Origin of the sequence: Streptomyces sp. NPDC050674, assembly GCF_040654575.1 — a bacterium.
Classification (GTDB): domain Bacteria; phylum Actinomycetota; class Actinomycetes; order Streptomycetales; family Streptomycetaceae; genus Streptomyces.
Genome location: NZ_JBFAIG010000008.1, coordinates 1 through 17440, shown reverse-complemented (window position 1 = coordinate 17440; position 17440 = coordinate 1). Strand labels below are relative to the sequence as shown.

The following is a 17440-nucleotide window of genomic DNA, read 5'->3' as shown; positions in this document are numbered from 1 at the left end:
CCGGGCCGGTCAGGCGGTGCGTGCCGTGCCGGTGCCCTTCTCCGCGTCCAGGGCGTACACACACCGGTCCTTGCTGCACGCGTAGACCACCCCGTCCCGGACGACCGGGGAGCCGGTGATCTCGCCGCCGGTGGCGAGCTTCCAGCGCAGCCGGCCGTCGTCGGCCTTCAGGGTGTACAGCAGGTGGTCGGTGGAGCCGAAGTGGATCCGGCCCTCGGCGACCGAGGGGGCGCCCACGATGTCGCCGCCCGCCTGGAAGCGCCACTTGGGCGTGCCGGTGACCGCGTCCAGGGTGTAGAGGCCCTTGCCGCTGCCCACGTGGACATGGCCGGCGGCCACCAGGACGGGGTCCACGCAGGAGCGGGCCTCGGTGGCGATGCGCCAGCGGTCGCGGCCGTCGGTGGCGTCGAGGGCGTAGACCGTGCCGAGGTAGTCGGCGAGGTAGATGCCGCCGCCGGTGACGGCCGGGCCGGGGACGAAGGTGGGCGGGCACAGGAACACGGCCGGGGCCTCGAAGTGCCACTTCACGTGCCCGGCGGCCACGTCGAGGGCGAGGACGCGGGTGCCGGCGCAGACGTAGACGTAACCGTCGGTGGCCTGGGTCAGCCGGACCGGGACGCCGCCGCAGGAGGCCGCGTCGCCGATCGGGTACGACCAGCGCTCCTCGCCGGTGCGGGCGTCCAGGGCGCGCAGCCGGGCGTCCTGCCAGACGTAGACCGTGCCGTCGTGCAGGGCGGGCCCGGCCTCGGGGGACTCGAAGTCGGACTGGCAGCCGGTGATCTCCCACAGCTTCTGGCCGCCCGAGGCCTCCCAGCCCTGGACGCCGCCGCCGCGGGTGCCGGTGACGACGGTGCCGCGGCCGGCCTTGAGCGAGTACACCCAGGCGTCCGTCTGGAGGCGCCAGAGGTCACCGCCCTCCCGGGCGTCCAGGGCGAACAGGGTGGGCCCGTCGGAGGCGTGGATACGGCCGTCCGCGACCGCCATGGACCAGGCGACGTCCCGGGTCTTGAAGCGGCGGCGGCCGGTGGCGACGTCCAGGGCGTGCACCTCGAAGGAGGTGACGTAGACCAGGTCGTCGGCGACCGAGGGGGTGCCCCAGACGTCGTTGGACATGCGGAAGCGCCAGGGCCGCCAGCCGCCGGCCTGCTCGGGCGGTGCCGCCGGGGCCGGGGGCGCGGCGACGGCCGGGCCCACCGCGGGGTCCGTGCCGTTGACGCCGGGGCGGGGCTTGGACCAGGAGGCGGCGAGGGCGGCCTCCGGCGGGGGCGCCTTGACGGCGGCGGCACGCACGTCGGCGACGCGCGGGCCGGGGCCGATGGGCACCTGGCCGCCGGCCAGCCGGACCGGGCCGGTGTCGGGGCCGCCGGCCGGGGCCGGTACGGGCGCCGGGACGACGGGGTCGTGCGAGGGCGGGGGCGGGATGGGCGCGGGGCCGGGGGCGGGGCGTCCGCCGCCGCTGCGTCCGGCGCCGGGCGCGGGCTTGCCCGCGGCGCGGCCGTTGCGGCGGGACTCGATCATGCCCACGGCCCGCTCGGGCAGCCACGCGGAGGCCGTGCCGCTGTCGTCGGAGCCGGAGCCGAAGAGGTGGGGGGCCAGCTGGGCCTGGAGGTCGGCCGGGTTGGGGCGGGCCGTCGGGTCCATCTGCATGCAGGACTCGATGAGCGGCCGCAGCTCGTCCGGGAGCCCTTCGAGGTCCGGGCCCTCGCGCAGCAGCATGAAGACCGTCTCGACCGGGTTGGCGCCGTGGAAGGGCGGGTGGCCGGTGGCGGCGAAGACCAGCATCGAGCCCAGGGAGAAGACGTCGCTCGCGCCGGTGACGCTGCGCGAGTCCTTGGCCTGCTCGGGGGACATGTAGGCGGGGGTGCCGACGGCGACGTTGGTCATCGTCAAACGCGTGTTCGACACGCCGGAGGCGATGCCGAAGTCGATCACCCGGGGGCCGTCCTCGACGACGAGGACGTTCGACGGCTTGAGGTCGCGGTGCACCAGGCCCGCGCCGTGGATGGACTGGAGCGCCTCGGCCACGCCCGCCGCCAGCCAGCGCACCGCCTGGGCGGGCAGCGGCCCGCAGTCGTTCACTATCTCCTCGAGGGAGGGCGCGGGCACGTACGCGGTGGCCAGCCACGGCACGGCGGCGCGCGGGTCGGCGTCCACGACCGCGGCCGTGTAGAAGCCGGAGACGGCGCGGGCCGCCTCCACCTCACGCGTGAAGCGGACCCGGAACAGCTGGTCCTCGGCCAGCTCCGTCCGGACGGTCTTGATCGCCACGCGCCGGCCGGACGCCGAACGCGCGAGATAGACCAGCCCCATGCCGCCGGCACCCAGCCGTCCCAGCACCTCGAACGGCCCGATCCGCCGCGGATCGTGCTGCGTCAGCTGATCCACCACTCTGCCTGCCACCTCCCCGTACGAGCCGCGCCAAGCCACATGTTCCACGCGACCTTCGTGCAGCGTCTCACCACCGCACCGCCATGGCGGCACGCACCCTGATTCTTCCTGGCCGGAGCCCTGGTTGCGAACCCGGTGACAATTCGGATGTCTCAGTGCAGAGGCGGCCAAACAATGACCAAAACCATGCCCGCTCAGCGGCGCAACAGCGCGAAGGACGCCCCCTGATCGTCCGTGACGACGGCGACCTCGCCGTACGAGGTCACGAAAGGCGGGGCCTGCACCCGGCCGCCGAGCCGTTTGACGTCCTCCAGCGCGGCCGGTACGTCCTCGACCGCGAAGTGCACGAGGAAGTGGGGCGGCATCTCGGCCGGGAACACGTCCGAGACCGGGGCACGGCCGAAGTCCGGCTCGGCGTCCGGTCCGAACAGGGCCTCGTGGAAGAGATCGCCGTAGAAGGCGTTGGCCGCCTCGGTGTCCCGGGCGTACAGCTCCGCCCAGGCGAAGGTGCCCGGCTCGTGCCGCCTGCCGAAGCCGGGGTGGTCCTCCGGCTGCCACAGGGCGAAGACGGCACCCTCCGGGTCGGTGACCAGCGCGGTCACGCCCAGCTCGCCGGCCGGGACCGGCGCCGAGATCACCTGCCCGCCCGCGTCCCGGACGCGCCGGGCCAGGGCCGGTGCGTCCGGGGTCGCGAAGTACACCGTCCAGACGGTGGGCAGCCGGCCGTCCACCTTGCGGACCAGTGCGGCCACGGGCTCGCCGTCCTTCAGCGCCTGCGCGAAGGAGCCGAACCAGTCCTCGAAGGTCCATCCGAAGAGCTCACCGTAGAACCGCTTGCCCGCCTCCACGTCGGGAAGCTGCGCGTCCACCCAGCAGGGGACGCCCTCTGCGTACACCGATGCCCTGTTTTCGGCCATGCCGACAACGTAACCGCGACGGCCGCACCCCGCAGACCAGGCACACCAGCCTCCGCACTCCCTCACACCCCATTTGCAGTCGGCCGAATCGCGCCCCGATCGCGCCTCGGTAAGCTGACGGCATGACAGGACAAGTGCGTACCGTCGACGGCCGCGTGGCCGGCCGGCGTGGGCAGGCGACCCGGCAGAAGCTGCTCGACTGCCTCAGCGAGATGCTCAGCTCCTCCCCGTACCGGGACGTCAAAGTCATCGATGTCGCCCGGAAGGCGGGCACTTCGCCCGCGACCTTCTACCAGTACTTCCCGGACGTCGAGGGCGCCGTCCTGGAGATCGCCGAGCAAATGGCGACCGAGGGCGCCGCGTTGACGGAACTCCTTCAGGGCCGCTCCTGGGCCGGCAAGGCCGGCTGGCAGACGGCCCAGGAACTCGTCGACGGCTTCCTGGAGTTCTGGCGCAAGAACGACGCGATCCTCCGGGTCGTCGATCTCGGTGCCGCCGAGGGCGACAAGCGGTTCTACAAGCTCCGTATGAAGATCCTCAACTCGGTGAACAACTCCCTCGCGGACGCCGTCGCCGAGCTCCAGTCCAAGGGCAGGGTGGACAAGGACGTGAACCCGGCGGCCGTCGCCGGCTCCCTCGTCGCGATGCTCGCGGCCGTCGCCTCCCACCAGAAGGGCTTCTCCTCCTGGGGCGTGAAGCAGGCCGAACTGAAACCGAACCTCGCCCTGTTGGTGTACCTGGGCGTCACCGGCCGGAAGCCGACGAAGTAGCGCGGCGCGACGGCCTCTTACCCATCCAAGTCCTGTCTGGCAGGCGGTGGTCCACCCGGGTGGACCACCGCCTGTCGCGCTTCCTACCTCCGTACGAGCCGGAACACCCGGATCTCGCGCTCCACCCGGGCCTGGTACGCCGCGTACGGCGGCCAGAACGCCAGCAGCGCCCGCCACGCCGCCGCCCGTTCCTCCCCCGCCAGCAGCACGGCCGTGACCGGGACGTCCCGCCCCTTCCAGCTGATCTCGGCGTCGGGGTGCGCGAGCAGGTTGTGACTCCAGGCGGGGTGCCCCGGCCGCCCGAAGTTGGACCCGACGAGGATCCAGGTACGTCCGCCGTCCTCCGGCATGCAGGCCAGCGGGGTGTGCCGGGGCAGTCCGCTGCGCGCCCCGGTCGAGGTCAGCACCACACCGGGCAGCAGGTGCGCGCTGAGCAGCACCCTTCCCCTGGTGAGCCGGTGGACGGCCCGGTCGACGGCGGGCACCACGTGCGGCGCCACCCGGGCGAAGCCCCGGGTCGACGACACCTTCTGCACCATGCGCGCACCCCTCATGTGCCGGCCTCCTCGACGACGTGTGCCGCGTGGGCCGCGTGGGCCCGCAGCCGGTGCACCGGCCCGAACAGCAGCTCGTCGCCCGCGGCACGCTTGAAGTACAGGTGCGCCTCGTGCTCCCAGGTGAATCCGATGCCGCCGTGCAGCTGGATCCCCTCGGCCGCGGCGCGGCGCAGGGCTTGGAGCGCCTGGGCGAGGGCGAGGCCGCCGGCCGGCTCCCCGGCGGCCGGGGCGGCGGCGGCCCAGGCCGCGTAGTAGGCCGCCGAGCGGGCCGCCTGCACCTGGACGTACACGTCGGCCAGCCGGTGCTTGACCGCCTGGAAGGAGCCGACCGGGCGCCCGAACTGCTCGCGCTGCCCGACGTACTCGACGGTCCGCTCCAGCACCCGGTCGGCGGCCCCCACGGCCTCGGCGGCGAGACAGGCCGCGGCGGTGTCACCGAGCCGGGCGAGGGCGGGGAGCACGTCGGTGTCCTCGGCGCCCAGCAACTCGGCGGGTACGTCGCGCAGTTGCACCCGGGCCTGCGGGCGGGTCGCGTCCAGGGCGGTTTGCCGTACGCGGGTGAGGCCGGCGGTGTCCGGGCGGACGAGGAAGAGCAGCACCCGGGACCGGGCGAATCCCCCGGCGTGCGCGGCGACCACCAGCAGCCGGGCGCTGTGTCCGTCGAGAACCTGCTCGGCCTGCCCGTACAGCCGCCAGCCGCCCTGCGCCCGCCGGGCCTGCACGCCCCCGGCCCGCCCGCCGCCCGCCCAGGCCCCGCGCCGGTCGTGGCCGGTGAGCGCGAGGGCGGTGGCGAGGGCGGGCCCCGGCACGGCCAGGGCGGCGGTGAGCGCGCCGGAGGAGATGCGCGGCAGGTGCTCGGCACGCTGGGCGCCGGTGCCGAGGGCGAGCAGCAGCGGGGCGGCGAGGACGGCGGTGGCGAGCAGGGGCGTGGGGGCGAGGAACCGGCCCGTCTCCTCGCAGGCCAGGGCCAGTTCGGTCACCGAGCAGCCGGCACCGCCGTAGGCCTCGGGGAGGGCCAGCCCGGGCAGGCCGAGCCGTTCGGCGAGGGCGGCCCACAGGGCCCGGTGGTGCCCGGCCGGGGTGTCGACGGCGGCCCGCAGCTCTTCGGGGCCGCACCGCTTGTGGAGCAGTGCGCGCAGGGTGCGGCGGATCTCGTCCTGTTCGCCGGTGAAGCGGGCGTCCATGGGCACCCCTCTCTCCGTATCTGACGGTGCGTCATATTAGGGCGCCGGAACGGGGAATCCCAGAGCCCTGCCGCCCCTGTCCGCCCTGATCTGATGTACCGTCAGATTCATGACCTCCCGGAGGAAGGCGGCCGTCGTCGGCGTGGCCCTCTCGGACTGCGGCCGCGTGGACGACGCGACCCCGTACGCGCTGCACGCCCAGGCGGCCCGCCGCGCCCTCGCGGACGCCGGCCTGGACCGTTCGCTGGTCGACGGCTTCGCCTCGGCCGGCCTGGGCACGCTGGCCCCCGTCGAGATCGCCGACTATCTGGGCCTGCGTCCCACCTGGGTCGACTCCACCTCCGTCGGCGGCTCCACCTGGGAGGTCATGGCGGCCCACGCGGCGGACGCGATCGAGGCCGGGCACGCCCGCGCGGTGCTGCTCGTCTACGGCTCCACCGCCCGCGCCGACGTCAGGGCGGGCCGCCGCACCGGGACGCTGTCCTTCGGCACCCGCGGCCCCTCGCAGTTCGAAGTCCCCTACGGCCACACCCTGATCGCCAAGTACGCCATGGCGGCCCGCCGCCACATGATCGAGCACGGCACGACGATCGAGCAGCTGGCACAGGTGGCGGTGCAGGCCCGGGCCAACGCGGCCCTCAACCCGGAGGCGATGTTCCGTACCCCGATCACCGTCGACGACGTCCTGTCCGGGCCCGTGATCGCCGACCCCTTCACCAAGCTGCACTGCTGTGTCCGTTCCGACGGCGGGGCGGCGGTGCTGCTGGCGGCGCGGGAGTACGTGCGGGACTGCCGTACGGCGCCGGTGTGGGTGCTGGGGACGGGCGAGGCCCTCTCGCACGCGGCGCTGTCCCAGTGGCCGGACTTCACGGTGTCACCGGCGGCGGTGAGCGGACGGCTGGCGTTCGAACGGGCGGGCGTACGGCCGTCGGAGATCGACGTCGCCGAGCTCTACGACGCCTTCACGTACATGACCCTGGTGACGCTGGAGGACCTCGGCTTCTGCGCCAAGGGCGAGGGCGGGGCGTTCGTGGAAGGGGGGCGGCTGCGGGTCGAGGGAGGTGAGCTGCCGGTCAACACCGACGGGGGCGGGCTGTCGGCCCAGCACCCCGGGATGCGCGGGCTGTTCCTGCTGGTGGAGGCGGTGCGGCAGCTGCGCGGGGAGTGCGGGCAGCGGCAGGTGTGGCGGGGCGACGGGTCGCTGCCGCGGCTGGCGGTGGCGTCGGGGACCGGGGGCTGGTTCTGCTCGTCGGGGACGGTGGTGCTGGGGGCCGGGTGAGAGCCGCCCGCCGCCGGGCCGGGGAACAGGCGGTCCCTGCCGGGCCGGGGCCCGGGAACAGGCGGTCCATGCCGGACCGGGGCCCGGGAACAGGCGGTGCCCGCCGGGGCGTTGTAGTGCTCCGCATGCCGACCGTCTCGTCGAAGGAGACCGGAATGGCCCTGAGCCGTGAAGAACGTGAACAGTTCCTGGCCGAACCGCACATCGCGGCGCTCGCGGTCGACGCGGGGGCGGGCCGCGCGCCCCTGACGGTGCCCATCTGGTACCAGTACCGTCCCGGCGGCGACATCTGGATCATGACCGGCCGGGACTCCCGCAAGAACGAGCTGATCAGCGCGGCGGGCCGGTTCTCGCTGATGGTGGACCGGCTGGAGCCCACGATCCGGTACGTGTCGGTCGAGGGGCCGGTCGTCGACTCCTCCCCCGCCACCCTCGAACAGCTCCGGGAGATCTCGGCGCGCTACCTGCCGGCCGAGAAGGTCGACGGCTATGTGGACTCCGCCTGGACCGGCCACGGTGAGCAGGTGGTGCTGCGGATGCGGCCGGAGCGGTGGGTGTCGTCGGACCTGGGGCAGGTGTGACGCGGCACAGCCCCGACGCATGCCGGCACCGGTGACAATCGAGGCATGGCAACCGATCTTCACGAGCTGCTGAGGTCACTGCGGGTCTGGGACCCGGAGGTCACCGGCCTGCCCGCCTTCGCGCCCGACACCGCCCCGGACACTCCTGTGCCCCTGTTCGCCGAGTGGTTCGCGGCGGCGGTGGCGGCCGGGCAGACCGAGCCGCACACCATGTCACTGGCGACCTCGGACGAGTCGGGCCTGCCCGACGTGCGGATCGTGATGCTGCACGGCGCGGACGCCGACGGCTGGTCCTTCGCGTCCCACGCCGGCAGCCGCAAGGGCCGGCACCTCGCCGGGCGGCCGTATGCCGCGCTCGCCTTCTACTGGCCGGTGCTGGGCCGCCAGGTCCGGGTGCGCGGCCCGGTGTCGGCGGCCCCGTCCGCGGAGTCCCAGGGTGACCTGCACGCCCGCTCCACGGGTGCGCTGGCGGCGGCACTGACCGGGCACCAGAGCGAGCCGCTGCCCTCGCTGGACGAGCTGGCCCGGGCCTCGGAGGCGGCCTGGGAGCGGGCGTCGCGGGAGCCCGAGGCACCCGTGCCGTCCTGGACGCTGTACCGGCTGCGGGCCGAGGAGGTCGAGTTCTTCCAGGGCGACGAGCGCCGCCGGCACGTCCGGCTCCGCTACCGGCGGGCGGCTCAAGAGACGCCCGGGGCGCGATGGTCCCGCGAACTGCTCTGGCCCTGAGCGCGCGGCCGGGGACCGGCGACCTCCGAACTAGGCCCTCGGTACCGGGCCGGACAGGTCCGTGGCCCGATCCGCGGGACTGTGACCCCGCATAGCGTCGCAGCATGCGTATAGGACTTCTCGGCACCGGCAACGTCGCCCGCGCGCTGGCCCACGGGTGGGGCGCGGCGGGACACGACGTACTCCTCGGCTCACGCAAGCCCGAGGACCGAACGGACCTGGGTCTGCCCGTGGCAGGCCTCGACGAGACAGCGGCCCACGCGGAGGTACTGGTCAACGCGACCCCGGGGAACGTCTCCCTGGACCTGCTCCGCTCCCTCGGGGCACCCGCCCTGGCCGGGACACCGCTGATCGACGTCGGGGTCGGACTCTCCGATGACTACACCCGGCTCTCGCACCCCAACAGCAGCCTGGCCGAACAGATCCAGGAGGCCTTCCCGCTGACCCCCGTCGTCAAGACGCTGTGCACCATGGACTCGACCGCGATGATCGCCCCGGACGGTCTGGCCGGCCCGTCCACCGTCTTCCTCTCCGGCGACGACCCCGAGGCCAAACGGACCGTCGGGCGCCTGCTCACCGACCTCGGCTGGCCTGACTCGTCCCACCTGGACATCGGCGACATCACCACGGCCCGCGGCCAGGAGCACTTCGCCTTCCTCTTCATGGGCATCGCACACGGCCTGGGCTCCCACACGTTCAACATCAGGGTGGTCCCCCGGGCCGACGCCGCCTAGGAGTCAGCCGAAGTCGTACTCCTCGAAGTCCGCCACCGGCCGGTAACCGATGCGCTGGTAGAGGCCGTTGCTGGTGGGGTTGGACAGGTCGGCGAAGAGGAGCACCTCGTCCGCGCCGGCGGTCAGGGCGGCGCGGGTGACCTCGGTCGTCACCGCGCCCGCGTAGCCCCGGCCGCGCAGGTGGGGCGGCGTGTAGACCGGGGCGACGCGGACCTGTCCGGCCACCCGGGGGCTGGTGCCGGCCATGGCGACGGGTGTGCCGTCGGGGGTCTCCCAGAAGGTGATCGCGCCGCTGTCGATCCGGGCGTCCGCCCACTGCGCGGAGTCGCGGACGGTGCCCTGGCCGACGTCCTCGCCGAACGCGTCGTGCCAGCGCACGAGGAGCTCGCGGTCCGCCGCGACGGCGACCCGGGGGCCGCCGGGCGGTACGGGGCCGGGCGGGGTCAGGGTGCCGAGCCGGTAGAGCCGCTGGCGCCGGCGGAGGGTCGCTGTCGTGCCCGTGTGCCGCTGCCAGGCCTCGGCGAAGGCGGCGGCGGTGTCGCACTGCGCCTGGACACCGGGCAGACGGCGGCCGGAGGCGGCCAGGCGCGCGGCGAGAACGTCGGCGTCCCCGGGGGCGAGGGAGGTGAGGTCCAGGCCGTGCGGCGGGGTGCGGAAGAAGGCCGCCCGGACCGCCCCGTCCCGTTCCAGTACGCCGAACTCCGGCGGTCCGTCGCCGTACACGCTCCGCCCGCGCGTGCGCAGCGTCTCCGTGACCGTCAGCGGCACGGTGTGCAGCGCCGGGCGGGAGCGGAGGAAGGCGCCCGCGCGGGTCAGGAAGTCGTCGAGGTCATGGGTGAGGCGCCACCCGCCGGTGGCGGAAGCGGCCTCGGTGTCCGTGTCCGTGTCCGTGTCCATGGTTCATGGTGCCGTCGGCGGCCTCCCGGGCACCTCTGGTTTTTCGGCGGCGCCCGGCCCGCTCACGCGCCGCTGTCCTCGGCGAGCGTGTGCGCCACCAGCGCGTTGGCGTGGCCGTGCCCGAGGCCGTGCTCGGTCTTGAGCCAGGTGACGAGCTCCATGTGCCGCGTCAGCGGCGAGGTGCGGATGAGGTCCTGCCAGTCGGAGACCGGGCGGCCGTACTTCTTCTCGATGGAGGGGAAGTAACTGGCGGGGCCCTTCACGGGTGCGGTCATCTCGGCCGGTCCCTTCTGCGGTGGCGTTGCGGGTAAGTGGTGGCGCCGGGTATGACCGGCGTGGCCGGGCGGACTCACCGCCCGGGGCGTATGACCCGCGTCACATCGGGCCGTCCGGCCCGGCTCACCCGTCCGTCCGGCCCGGCTCACCCGTCCGTCCGGCCCGGCTCACCGGCCCCCGGGATCCGGTTCGGGATCCGTGGCCAGGCGTGCGTGCAGATGGGCGTCCCGGAACGCGTCATGGCGCCCTTCCTGGAAGATCGCGCCCCGCAGGGTGCCCTCGTAGGGGAACCCGCACCGCTCGGCGATCCGGCACGACACGTCGTGACCGACCGCGTGGTCCAACTCCAGGCGGTGCAGCCCCAGTTCCTTCAGCGCCCAGCGGGCGGCGAGCAGCAGGGCCCGGGTGGCGACGCCCTGGCCCCTGGCCTCGGGCAGCACCCAGTAGCCGATCCGGGCGGCCTTCAGGTGGTACTTGATCTCGTTGACGCCGATGTGCCCCAGTGCCGTATCGGTGCGCGCGTCCGCGACGCGGAACGACACCGACGTCCCCTCCATGGCGCTCTGCGCCCGCGCGAGCAGCGACTCCCGCGCGCTCGCCCGGTCCGTGACCGGCCTGAGCGGGGTGTTCCAGCGCTGGAACTCCGGATCCCGCAGGCCGCGCAGCCAGGTGTCGACGTCGGCCCCGGACCCGGCGTCCCAGGGGCGCAGACGGAGGCCGTGGCCGTGCAGGTCCGGGCCGGAGCCGGTCAGGGAGTCGCGTAGGGGGGCCATGGGTCCCATTGAAACCCGTGGGGCGTGATCCGGTGGGCCGGGACGAGGAGAGCGTGACCTCCCGCACCGTCCGGCCGCCCCTGCGCTCAGCGCGGCTCGGCGGACGGCGTCGGCCCGACCCCCGACACCACCCGGAACACCGGGACGCCCTCCCGGAACGCCACCTCCAGACGTGCCCCGGCCGACAGCGGCGGGCCCTCGCCGGGCGGGCGGTCGTCGTCCGTCCCCACGATCTCCGTCATCATCCGCGGCCCCTCGGCGAGTTCGACCACGGCGGCGACGTACGGAACGCGGCCGGGGAACGGCGGCAGGTCGTTGCGGTGCACGACGGACCAGGTGTAGAGGGTGGCGCGGCCGCTCGCCCTCTCCCAGGTCACGTCCTCGCTCCAGCAGTGGGGACAGAACTCGCGCGGGTAGTGGTGGGCCCGGCCGCAGGCCCCGCAGCGGCGGATCAGCAGCCTGCCCTCGGCGGCCGCGTCCCAGTACACCGACGTGAAGGCGTCGGGCTCGGGCAGGTCGAAGCGGGCGGCCATCAGAACAGGCCCAGCGCGCTGTCCAGCGACCACGTCTGCCAGGACATCCCGAACAGGCCGACCACCGACATGAGCGCCATCATCGAGTTCTGTCCCTGCTCGGCGACGTCGTGGACCATGAGCGTGAAGTAGAGGGCGTTGAGGAGGAGCCCCCCGGCCAGGGCGACCGGGGTGAGGAAGCCACTGATCAGGCCCAGCCCCAGGGCCAGTTCGGCGTAGACGACGATGTACGCCGTCACGCGCGGGTGCGGCGCGACGGCCGTCTCGAAGCCCGCGCGGACGGCTTTCCAGCGGTGCTCAGCGGCGATGCCGGCCGCCCACGCGATGCCGGTGCCCCGTTCGAACCAGGCCTTGCGGTCCTTGTGCCGCCAGCTCTCCAGCCACCACAACCCGAGCCCGATCCGCAGCACGGCCAGCCATTGCGCCCCGGTGAGCCAGATCGTGTCCATGAAATCTGACGGTACGTCAGATACGGCGAAGCGCAAGACCCGGCGAGGACACGGGAAACCCCGTGCGCGACCCGGCGCGAGCACCGGAAACGATCACCGAGCCGTCACCAGCAGGCCCTTCGGCCACGAGCCCCTCTCCCTCCCCCCACAGCCGTGATCAATCCGAAACCAATTCCGGTCTTGACCGAGACCCATCAAGCGGTCCCGGGATTACGCTCCCGCTCATGGCCGACTCCACACCCCCCACACCCGCCTCCGCGCAGCCCCCCGCCGACCGCCCCGTCTACGTCATCGGCGGCGGCCCCGGAGGGCTTGCCGTCGCGTACGCGCTGCGGGCCCGGGGCGTACGGGCCGTCGTCCTGGAGAAGTCCGACCGCGTCGGGGCGTCCTGGCGCCGCCACTACGACCGGCTGCACCTGCACACGACCCGGCGCCTCTCGGCCCTGCCCGGGCTGCCGATGCCGCGCCGGTTCGGGCGGTGGGTGTCCCGGGACGACGTGGTGCGGTACCTGGAGAAGTACGCCGAGCACCACCGCCTGGAGATCGTCACCGGCGTCGAGGTGTCCCGCGTCGAACGCGCCCCCGACGGCACGGGCTGGCTGCTGCGCGCCACCGGCGGCCGGGAGCTGACCGGCGCGGCGGTGGTCGTGGCCACCGGCTACAACCACACCCCGCGCGTGCCGGACTGGCCCGGCCGCTCCGCCTTCCCCGGCGAGTTCCTGCACGCCGGGCAGTACCGCAACGGCAAGCCCTACGCCGGCCGGGACGTCCTCGTCGTCGGCGTGGGCAACACCGGGGCCGAGATCGCCGTCGACCTGGTGGAGAGCGGTGCCGCCCGGGTCCGGCTCGCCGTGCGCACCGTCCCCCACATCGTGCGCCGTTCGACCGCCGGGTGGGCCGCCCAGTACAGCGGTGTCCTGGTCCGCCGGCTGCCGGTGGGACTGGTCGACCGAATCTCCCGGGTGCAGGCCAAGGTGGCCGTGCCCGACCTGTCGGCGCACGGACTGCCGCGCCCGGACACCGGGTTGTACACACGGGTGAAGCAGGGGGCGATCCCGGTGCAGGACGTCGGCCTGATCGACGCCGTGCGCAAGGGCCGGGTGGAGGTCGTGGCCGCCGTGGACGGCTTCGAGGACGGCGGCAAGGTCGCCCTCGCCGACGGCACCCGGATCTCCCCGGACGTGGTGATCGCCGCCACCGGGTACGTCCGCGCCCTGGAGGACCTGGTCGGTCACCTCGACGTGCTCGACGACCGCGGCAGGCCCGTCACCCACGGCGCCCGCGCCCCGAAGAACGCCCCCGGCCTGTACTTCACCGGTTTCACCAACCCGATCAGCGGCAACCTCCGCGAGCTGGCACTGGACGCGGTGAAGATCGCCAAGGCCGTCGCGCGGAACGCCCCGGGGGACGTGTCCCGGCTGCCGGGCTGAGCGACCCGGGCCGCCCGGTCGACGGCTTCGGCAACTTCGCCCGCTCACACCGTTCCTGACGTCGCATCAGTTCAGTAATCTGACAATGCGTCAGTTGGCGGCTGTCTCACAGGAGCGGGCGGAAACGATGCTTGGATCGACTCACGGCACCCTCACCACCGACTCCCGCCGGACCCGGGCCATCGCCTGTGGCGAGCGGTCCGGACCCGTCGTGCAGGGCAGACCGGCCCAGGCGGGCGACCTCGACGTCAGCGGACGGCCGCTGCACGCCGACGCACCCGACCTGGACCGCTTCTTCCGCCCCCGGTCCGTCGCCGTGATCGGCGCCTCGGACGCCGAGGGCCGCCCGAACACCGGCATCACGCGGCAACTGGCCGACTGGGCGGAGCGCGTCGGCGCCCGCCTGTACCCGGTGCACCCCACCCGGCCGTCCGTCTTCGGCATCCCCTGCCGCCCTGCCGTGTCCGACCTGCCCGAGCAGATCGATCTGGCCGTGGTCCTGGTCGGCGACCCCCTCCCGGTGATCGAGGAACTGGCCGAGGCCAAGACGCGGTTCGCGGTCGTCTTCGCGTCCGGGTTCGCCGAGACCGGTCCTGAGGGCGAGGCCGCCCAGCAGCGGCTGGCCGCCGCCGTCGAGCGGTCCGGGCTGCGGCTGCTGGGGCCCAACACCAACCTCAACGCCTTCGAGCGGTTCCGCGACGACCTTCAGGGCCCGGCGATCGCGCTGATCACCCAGTCCGGCCACCAGGGCCGCCCCGTCTTCGCCTTGCAGGAACTGGGCATCCGCCTCTCCCACTGGGCGCCCACCGGCAACGAGGCCGACCTGGAGAGCGCCGACTTCCTCTCCTGGTTCGCCGAGCAGCCCGAGGTCGGCGCCATCGCCTGCTACCTGGAGGGGCTCAAGGACGGCCGTTCCTTCCTGCTCGCCGCCGACCGGGCCGCCCGGCGCGGGGTGCCGGTCGTGGCCGTCAAGGTGGGCCGCACCGAGACCGGCGCCCGCACGGCCGCCTCCCACACCGGCAAACTGACCGGCGCGGACGCGGTGGTGGACGCGGCGCTGCGCCAGTACGGCGTGATCCGGGTCGACGGGCTCGACGAACTCCAGGACACGGCCGCCCTGCTGGCCCGGGCGCGGCCGCCGCGCGCCGAAGGGGTCGTCGTCTACTCGATCTCGGGCGGCACGGGCGCGCACGTCGCCGACCTGGCGACCGGGGCGGGACTGAGCCTGCCGGTCCTGTCCGAGGCCAAGCAGGCCGAACTGCACCAGTGGATCCCCGCGTACCTGTCCGTCGCCAACCCGGTCGACAACGGCGGCCACCCGGTCGGCGACCACCGCGGCCGGAAGATCATCGACGCGATCCTGGACGATCCCGGCGTCGGCGTGCTGATCTGCCCGATCACCGGGCCGTTCCCCCCGCTCAGCGACCGGCTCGTGCGCGACCTGGTGGACGCGGCCGAGGGGACCGACAAGCTCGTCTGCGTGGTGTGGGGTTCGCCGGTCGGTACCGAACCGGCCTACCGCGAGGTCCTGCTCGGCTCCTCCCGCGTGGCCACGTTCCGCACGGTCGGCAACTGCCTCACGGCCGTCCGCGCCCACCTCGCCCACCACCGCTTCGCGGCCGCCTACCGCTCCCCCTTCGACGAGGCCCCGCGCACCCCCTCGCCGTCCTACCGCAAGGCGCAGGCCCTGATGCAGCCCGGCCGGCAGCTCAGCGAGCACGCGGCGAAGCAGCTGCTGCGGGCCTACGGCATCCGCGTCCCGCGCGAGCAACTGGTGACCAGCGCGGCGGCGGCCGTCCGCGCGGCCGGACTCGTGGGGTACCCGGTGGTGATGAAGGCCTCCGGCGCCCGGATCGCCCACAAGACCGAGCTGGGCCTGGTGAAGATCGGGCTGACCTCGGCCAGCCAGGTCCGCGACGCCTACCGCGAGCTGACCGACATCGCCCGCTACGAGGACGTCTGTCTGGACGGCGTCCTGGTCTGCCAGATGGTGGAGCAGGGCGTCGAGATGGTCGTCGGTGTCACCCACGACGACCTGTTCGGACCGACCGTGACCGTCGGGCTCGGCGGCGTGCTCGTCGAGGTGCTGCGCGACACCGCCGTCGGAGTGCCGCCCTTCGGGGAGGAACAGGCGCGGGACATGCTCGCCGGGCTGCGCGGGCGGGCCCTGCTCGACGGGGTGCGGGGACGGCCGCCGGCGGATCGGGACGCGCTGGTCGAGGTCGTCCTGCGGGTCCAGCGGATGGCCCTGGAACTCGGCGACCAGCTCGCCGAGCTGGACATCAACCCGCTGCTGGTGCTGCCGCGGGGGCAGGGCGCCGTGGCGCTGGACGCGCTGGCGGTGTGCCGCTGATGACGGGCGCCGCCGTGCTGCACACGACCCGCGACCACGTCCTGTCCGTCACCCTCAACCGGCCCGAGAGCCTCAACGCCCTCGCTCCCGGCGGGCGGGAGGAGATCATCCGTCTGCTGTCGGAGGCGTCCGCGACGACGGAGGTGCGAGCGGTCGTGATCACGGGGACGGGCCGGGGTTTCTGCTCCGGCGCCGACCTGAGGGGCACCGCCGCGAACGGCGAACGCGCCGCCGGGGACGTCGCCCGCACCCTGCGCACCGGCGCCCAGCGTCTGATCGCCGCCGTGCTCGACTGCGAGAAACCGGTGATCGCCGCGGTGAACGGCACGGCGGCCGGGCTCGGCGCGCACCTCGCGTTCGCCTGCGACCTGGTCCTGGCGGCCGCGTCGGCCCGATTCGTCGAGGTGTTCGTACGACGCGGCCTGGTGCCCGACGCGGGCGGCGCGTACCTCCTCCCCCGCCTCGTCGGCCCGCTGCGGGCCAAGGAGCTGATGTTCTTCGGGGACGCGCTCACCGCCCCGGACGCCGAACGCCTCGGGCTCGTCAACCGGGTCGTCCGGGACGAGGAGCTGGAGAAGACGGCACACGCGTGGGCCGAGCGGCTCGCCTCCGGCCCGACCCGCGCCCTCGCCCTGACCAAGCAGCTCGTCAACGCCTCCCTCGACACCGACCGCGCCACCGCCTTCGCCGCCGAGGCCGCCGCGCAGGAGATCAACATGACGACGGCGGACGCGCGGGAGGGCGTGCGCAGCTTCGTGGAGCGGCGCGACGCGCAGTTCAGGGGCCGTTGACCCTTCCCGCCGGTCCCCGGCCCTTCACATCTGATGGCCTGTCAGTTTCAATGCTCGGATGATGGGACAAGCAGGGACGGCGGAAGCAGCCGTGCGCTACCTCAGGTCCGTCGGCACGCCCGCCCCGGAGCCGGTCGAGGCGCTGCCGCGCCCCGACCTGCGCTGCGTCGGCGCCGACGAGCGCGCTCCGCTCGACCCCGCCGAGTTCCGCCGGGTCCTGGGCGATTTCGCGACGGGCGTCACCGTGATCACGGCACCGCCCGCCGCCCCCGGCGCGCCACCCGCCGGTTTCGCCTGCCAGTCCTTCACCTCCCTCTCGCTCGACCCGCCCCTGGTCGCCTTCATGGTCGGCCGGACGTCGACGACCTGGCCGCGGATCGCCCGCGCCGGGGTGTTCTGCGTCAACGTCCTGGGCGCGGGCCAGGGCGAGCTCTGCCGGGCGTTCGCGGTGAGCGGTGCGGACAAGTTCGCGGGCGTGGCGTACGACGCGGCGCCGCGGTCGGGTGCACCGCGTCTGACGGGTGCCGTGGCGTGGATCGACTGCGCGGTCCACGCCGTCCACACCGGCGGCGACCACCTCATCGTGGTCGGCCGGGTCACCGCCCTCGGCCCGGGCGAGGACGACCCGGACGGCCCGCTGCTCTTCCACCGAGGGCGCTTCAGCCGGCTGAAGCGCCCCTAGGTCGTGTCCGCAAAGTCCCTCCGTTCGCCCGGAGGGCGGGCCCTGCGGCGTCTGGTGCGTGCTCTCGGCGTGCCGGGTGGAGTCCCTCGTACTGGACGTACTTGGGGCTGCGCCCGGTGC

The 17440-nt window shown here is 74.0% G+C and carries 18 protein-coding genes; 9 read left to right on the top strand and 9 right to left on the bottom strand.

From position 1 onward, the window contains the following. Positions 1–9 precede the first annotated feature (9 nt). Both AB0I06_RS15130 and AB0I06_RS15125 read right to left on the bottom strand, forming a co-directional pair. Entirely contained in the window at positions 10–2388 is a 2379-nt protein-coding gene (locus AB0I06_RS15130) for a serine/threonine-protein kinase (RefSeq protein ID WP_363119232.1), read from the bottom strand. 194 nt (positions 2389–2582) lie between these two features. Further along, the gene (locus tag AB0I06_RS15125) at positions 2583–3305 is read right to left on the bottom strand and encodes a VOC family protein (RefSeq protein ID WP_363119231.1); all 723 of its coding nucleotides are present in this window, start codon (positions 3303–3305) and stop codon (positions 2583–2585) included. Between the two features lie 122 nt (positions 3306–3427). On the opposite strand from AB0I06_RS15125, the gene AB0I06_RS15120 reads away from it, so the two are divergent. Then, positions 3428–4075: a TetR family transcriptional regulator gene (locus tag AB0I06_RS15120; RefSeq protein ID WP_363119230.1), complete on the top strand. Its 648-nt coding sequence runs from the start codon at positions 3428–3430 to the stop codon at positions 4073–4075. A gap of 83 nt (positions 4076–4158) precedes the next feature. Here AB0I06_RS15120 and AB0I06_RS15115 read toward each other — a convergent pair whose 3' ends face one another. Then, a complete protein-coding gene (locus AB0I06_RS15115; protein ID WP_363119229.1) occupies positions 4159–4629 on the bottom strand; it encodes a nitroreductase/quinone reductase family protein in 471 nt (156 codons plus the stop codon). Continuing rightward, a complete protein-coding gene (locus AB0I06_RS15110; protein WP_363119228.1) occupies positions 4626–5816 on the bottom strand; it encodes an acyl-CoA dehydrogenase family protein in 1191 nt (396 codons plus the stop codon). Before AB0I06_RS15110 ends, AB0I06_RS15115 begins: the two co-directional genes overlap by 4 nt. A gap of 109 nt (positions 5817–5925) precedes the next feature. On the opposite strand from AB0I06_RS15110, the gene AB0I06_RS15105 reads away from it, so the two are divergent. The 4 genes from AB0I06_RS15105 to AB0I06_RS15090 all read left to right on the top strand — a co-directional run bounded on the left by AB0I06_RS15105 (position 5926) and on the right by AB0I06_RS15090 (position 9136). Then, entirely contained in the window at positions 5926–7095 is a 1170-nt protein-coding gene (locus AB0I06_RS15105; RefSeq protein ID WP_363119227.1) for an acetyl-CoA acetyltransferase, read from the top strand. 155 nt (positions 7096–7250) lie between these two features. Beyond that, complete coding sequence (locus tag AB0I06_RS15100; protein ID WP_363119226.1) at positions 7251–7676, top strand: pyridoxamine 5'-phosphate oxidase family protein; 426 nt, start codon at positions 7251–7253, stop codon at positions 7674–7676. A 45-nt stretch (positions 7677–7721) separates the two neighbouring features. Beyond that, positions 7722–8402 carry a pyridoxal 5'-phosphate synthase gene (locus AB0I06_RS15095; protein WP_363119225.1) on the top strand — a complete coding sequence of 227 codons (681 nt, stop codon included), beginning with the start codon at positions 7722–7724 and terminating at the stop codon, positions 8400–8402. Between the two features lie 104 nt (positions 8403–8506). After that, positions 8507–9136, top strand: a complete 630-nt coding sequence (locus tag AB0I06_RS15090; RefSeq protein WP_363119224.1) for an NAD(P)-binding domain-containing protein — start codon at positions 8507–8509, stop codon at positions 9134–9136. 3 nt (positions 9137–9139) lie between these two features. Here the strand turns inward: AB0I06_RS15090 and AB0I06_RS15085 are convergent, their stop codons facing one another. The 5 genes from AB0I06_RS15085 to AB0I06_RS15065 form a co-directional block, all read right to left on the bottom strand. Continuing rightward, a complete protein-coding gene (locus AB0I06_RS15085) occupies positions 9140–10033 on the bottom strand; it encodes a GNAT family N-acetyltransferase (RefSeq protein WP_363119223.1) in 894 nt (297 codons plus the stop codon). 62 nt (positions 10034–10095) lie between these two features. Then, positions 10096–10308, bottom strand: a complete 213-nt coding sequence (locus AB0I06_RS15080) for a DUF4287 domain-containing protein (RefSeq protein ID WP_363119222.1) — start codon at positions 10306–10308, stop codon at positions 10096–10098. Positions 10309–10476: 168 nt separating this feature from the next. Beyond that, on the bottom strand, positions 10477–11082 hold the full coding sequence (locus tag AB0I06_RS15075) for a GNAT family N-acetyltransferase (protein WP_363119221.1): 606 nt from the start codon (positions 11080–11082) through the stop codon (positions 10477–10479). A gap of 86 nt (positions 11083–11168) precedes the next feature. After that, positions 11169–11615, bottom strand: coding sequence for a Zn-ribbon domain-containing OB-fold protein (locus AB0I06_RS15070; RefSeq protein ID WP_363119220.1), 447 nt, complete (start codon positions 11613–11615; stop codon positions 11169–11171). Beyond that, positions 11615–12064, bottom strand: coding sequence for a DoxX family protein (locus tag AB0I06_RS15065; protein ID WP_363119219.1), 450 nt, complete (start codon positions 12062–12064; stop codon positions 11615–11617). Before AB0I06_RS15065 ends, AB0I06_RS15070 begins: the two co-directional genes overlap by 1 nt. 224 nt (positions 12065–12288) lie before the next feature. Between AB0I06_RS15065 and AB0I06_RS15060 the strand changes: the two genes are divergently transcribed. The 4 genes from AB0I06_RS15060 to AB0I06_RS15045 all read left to right on the top strand — a co-directional run bounded on the left by AB0I06_RS15060 (position 12289) and on the right by AB0I06_RS15045 (position 17320). Next, positions 12289–13494, top strand: a complete 1206-nt coding sequence (locus AB0I06_RS15060; protein WP_363119218.1) for an NAD(P)/FAD-dependent oxidoreductase — start codon at positions 12289–12291, stop codon at positions 13492–13494. A gap of 127 nt (positions 13495–13621) precedes the next feature. After that, positions 13622–15847 carry an acetate--CoA ligase family protein gene (locus AB0I06_RS15055; protein ID WP_363119217.1) on the top strand — a complete coding sequence of 742 codons (2226 nt, stop codon included), beginning with the start codon at positions 13622–13624 and terminating at the stop codon, positions 15845–15847. Beyond that, on the top strand, positions 15847–16638 hold the full coding sequence (locus AB0I06_RS15050; protein WP_363119216.1) for an enoyl-CoA hydratase-related protein: 792 nt from the start codon (positions 15847–15849) through the stop codon (positions 16636–16638). Before AB0I06_RS15055 ends, AB0I06_RS15050 begins: the two co-directional genes overlap by 1 nt. A 61-nt stretch (positions 16639–16699) precedes the next feature. Then, complete coding sequence (locus AB0I06_RS15045) at positions 16700–17320, top strand: flavin reductase family protein (protein ID WP_363119468.1); 621 nt, start codon at positions 16700–16702, stop codon at positions 17318–17320. Positions 17321–17440: the final 120 nt, after the last annotated feature.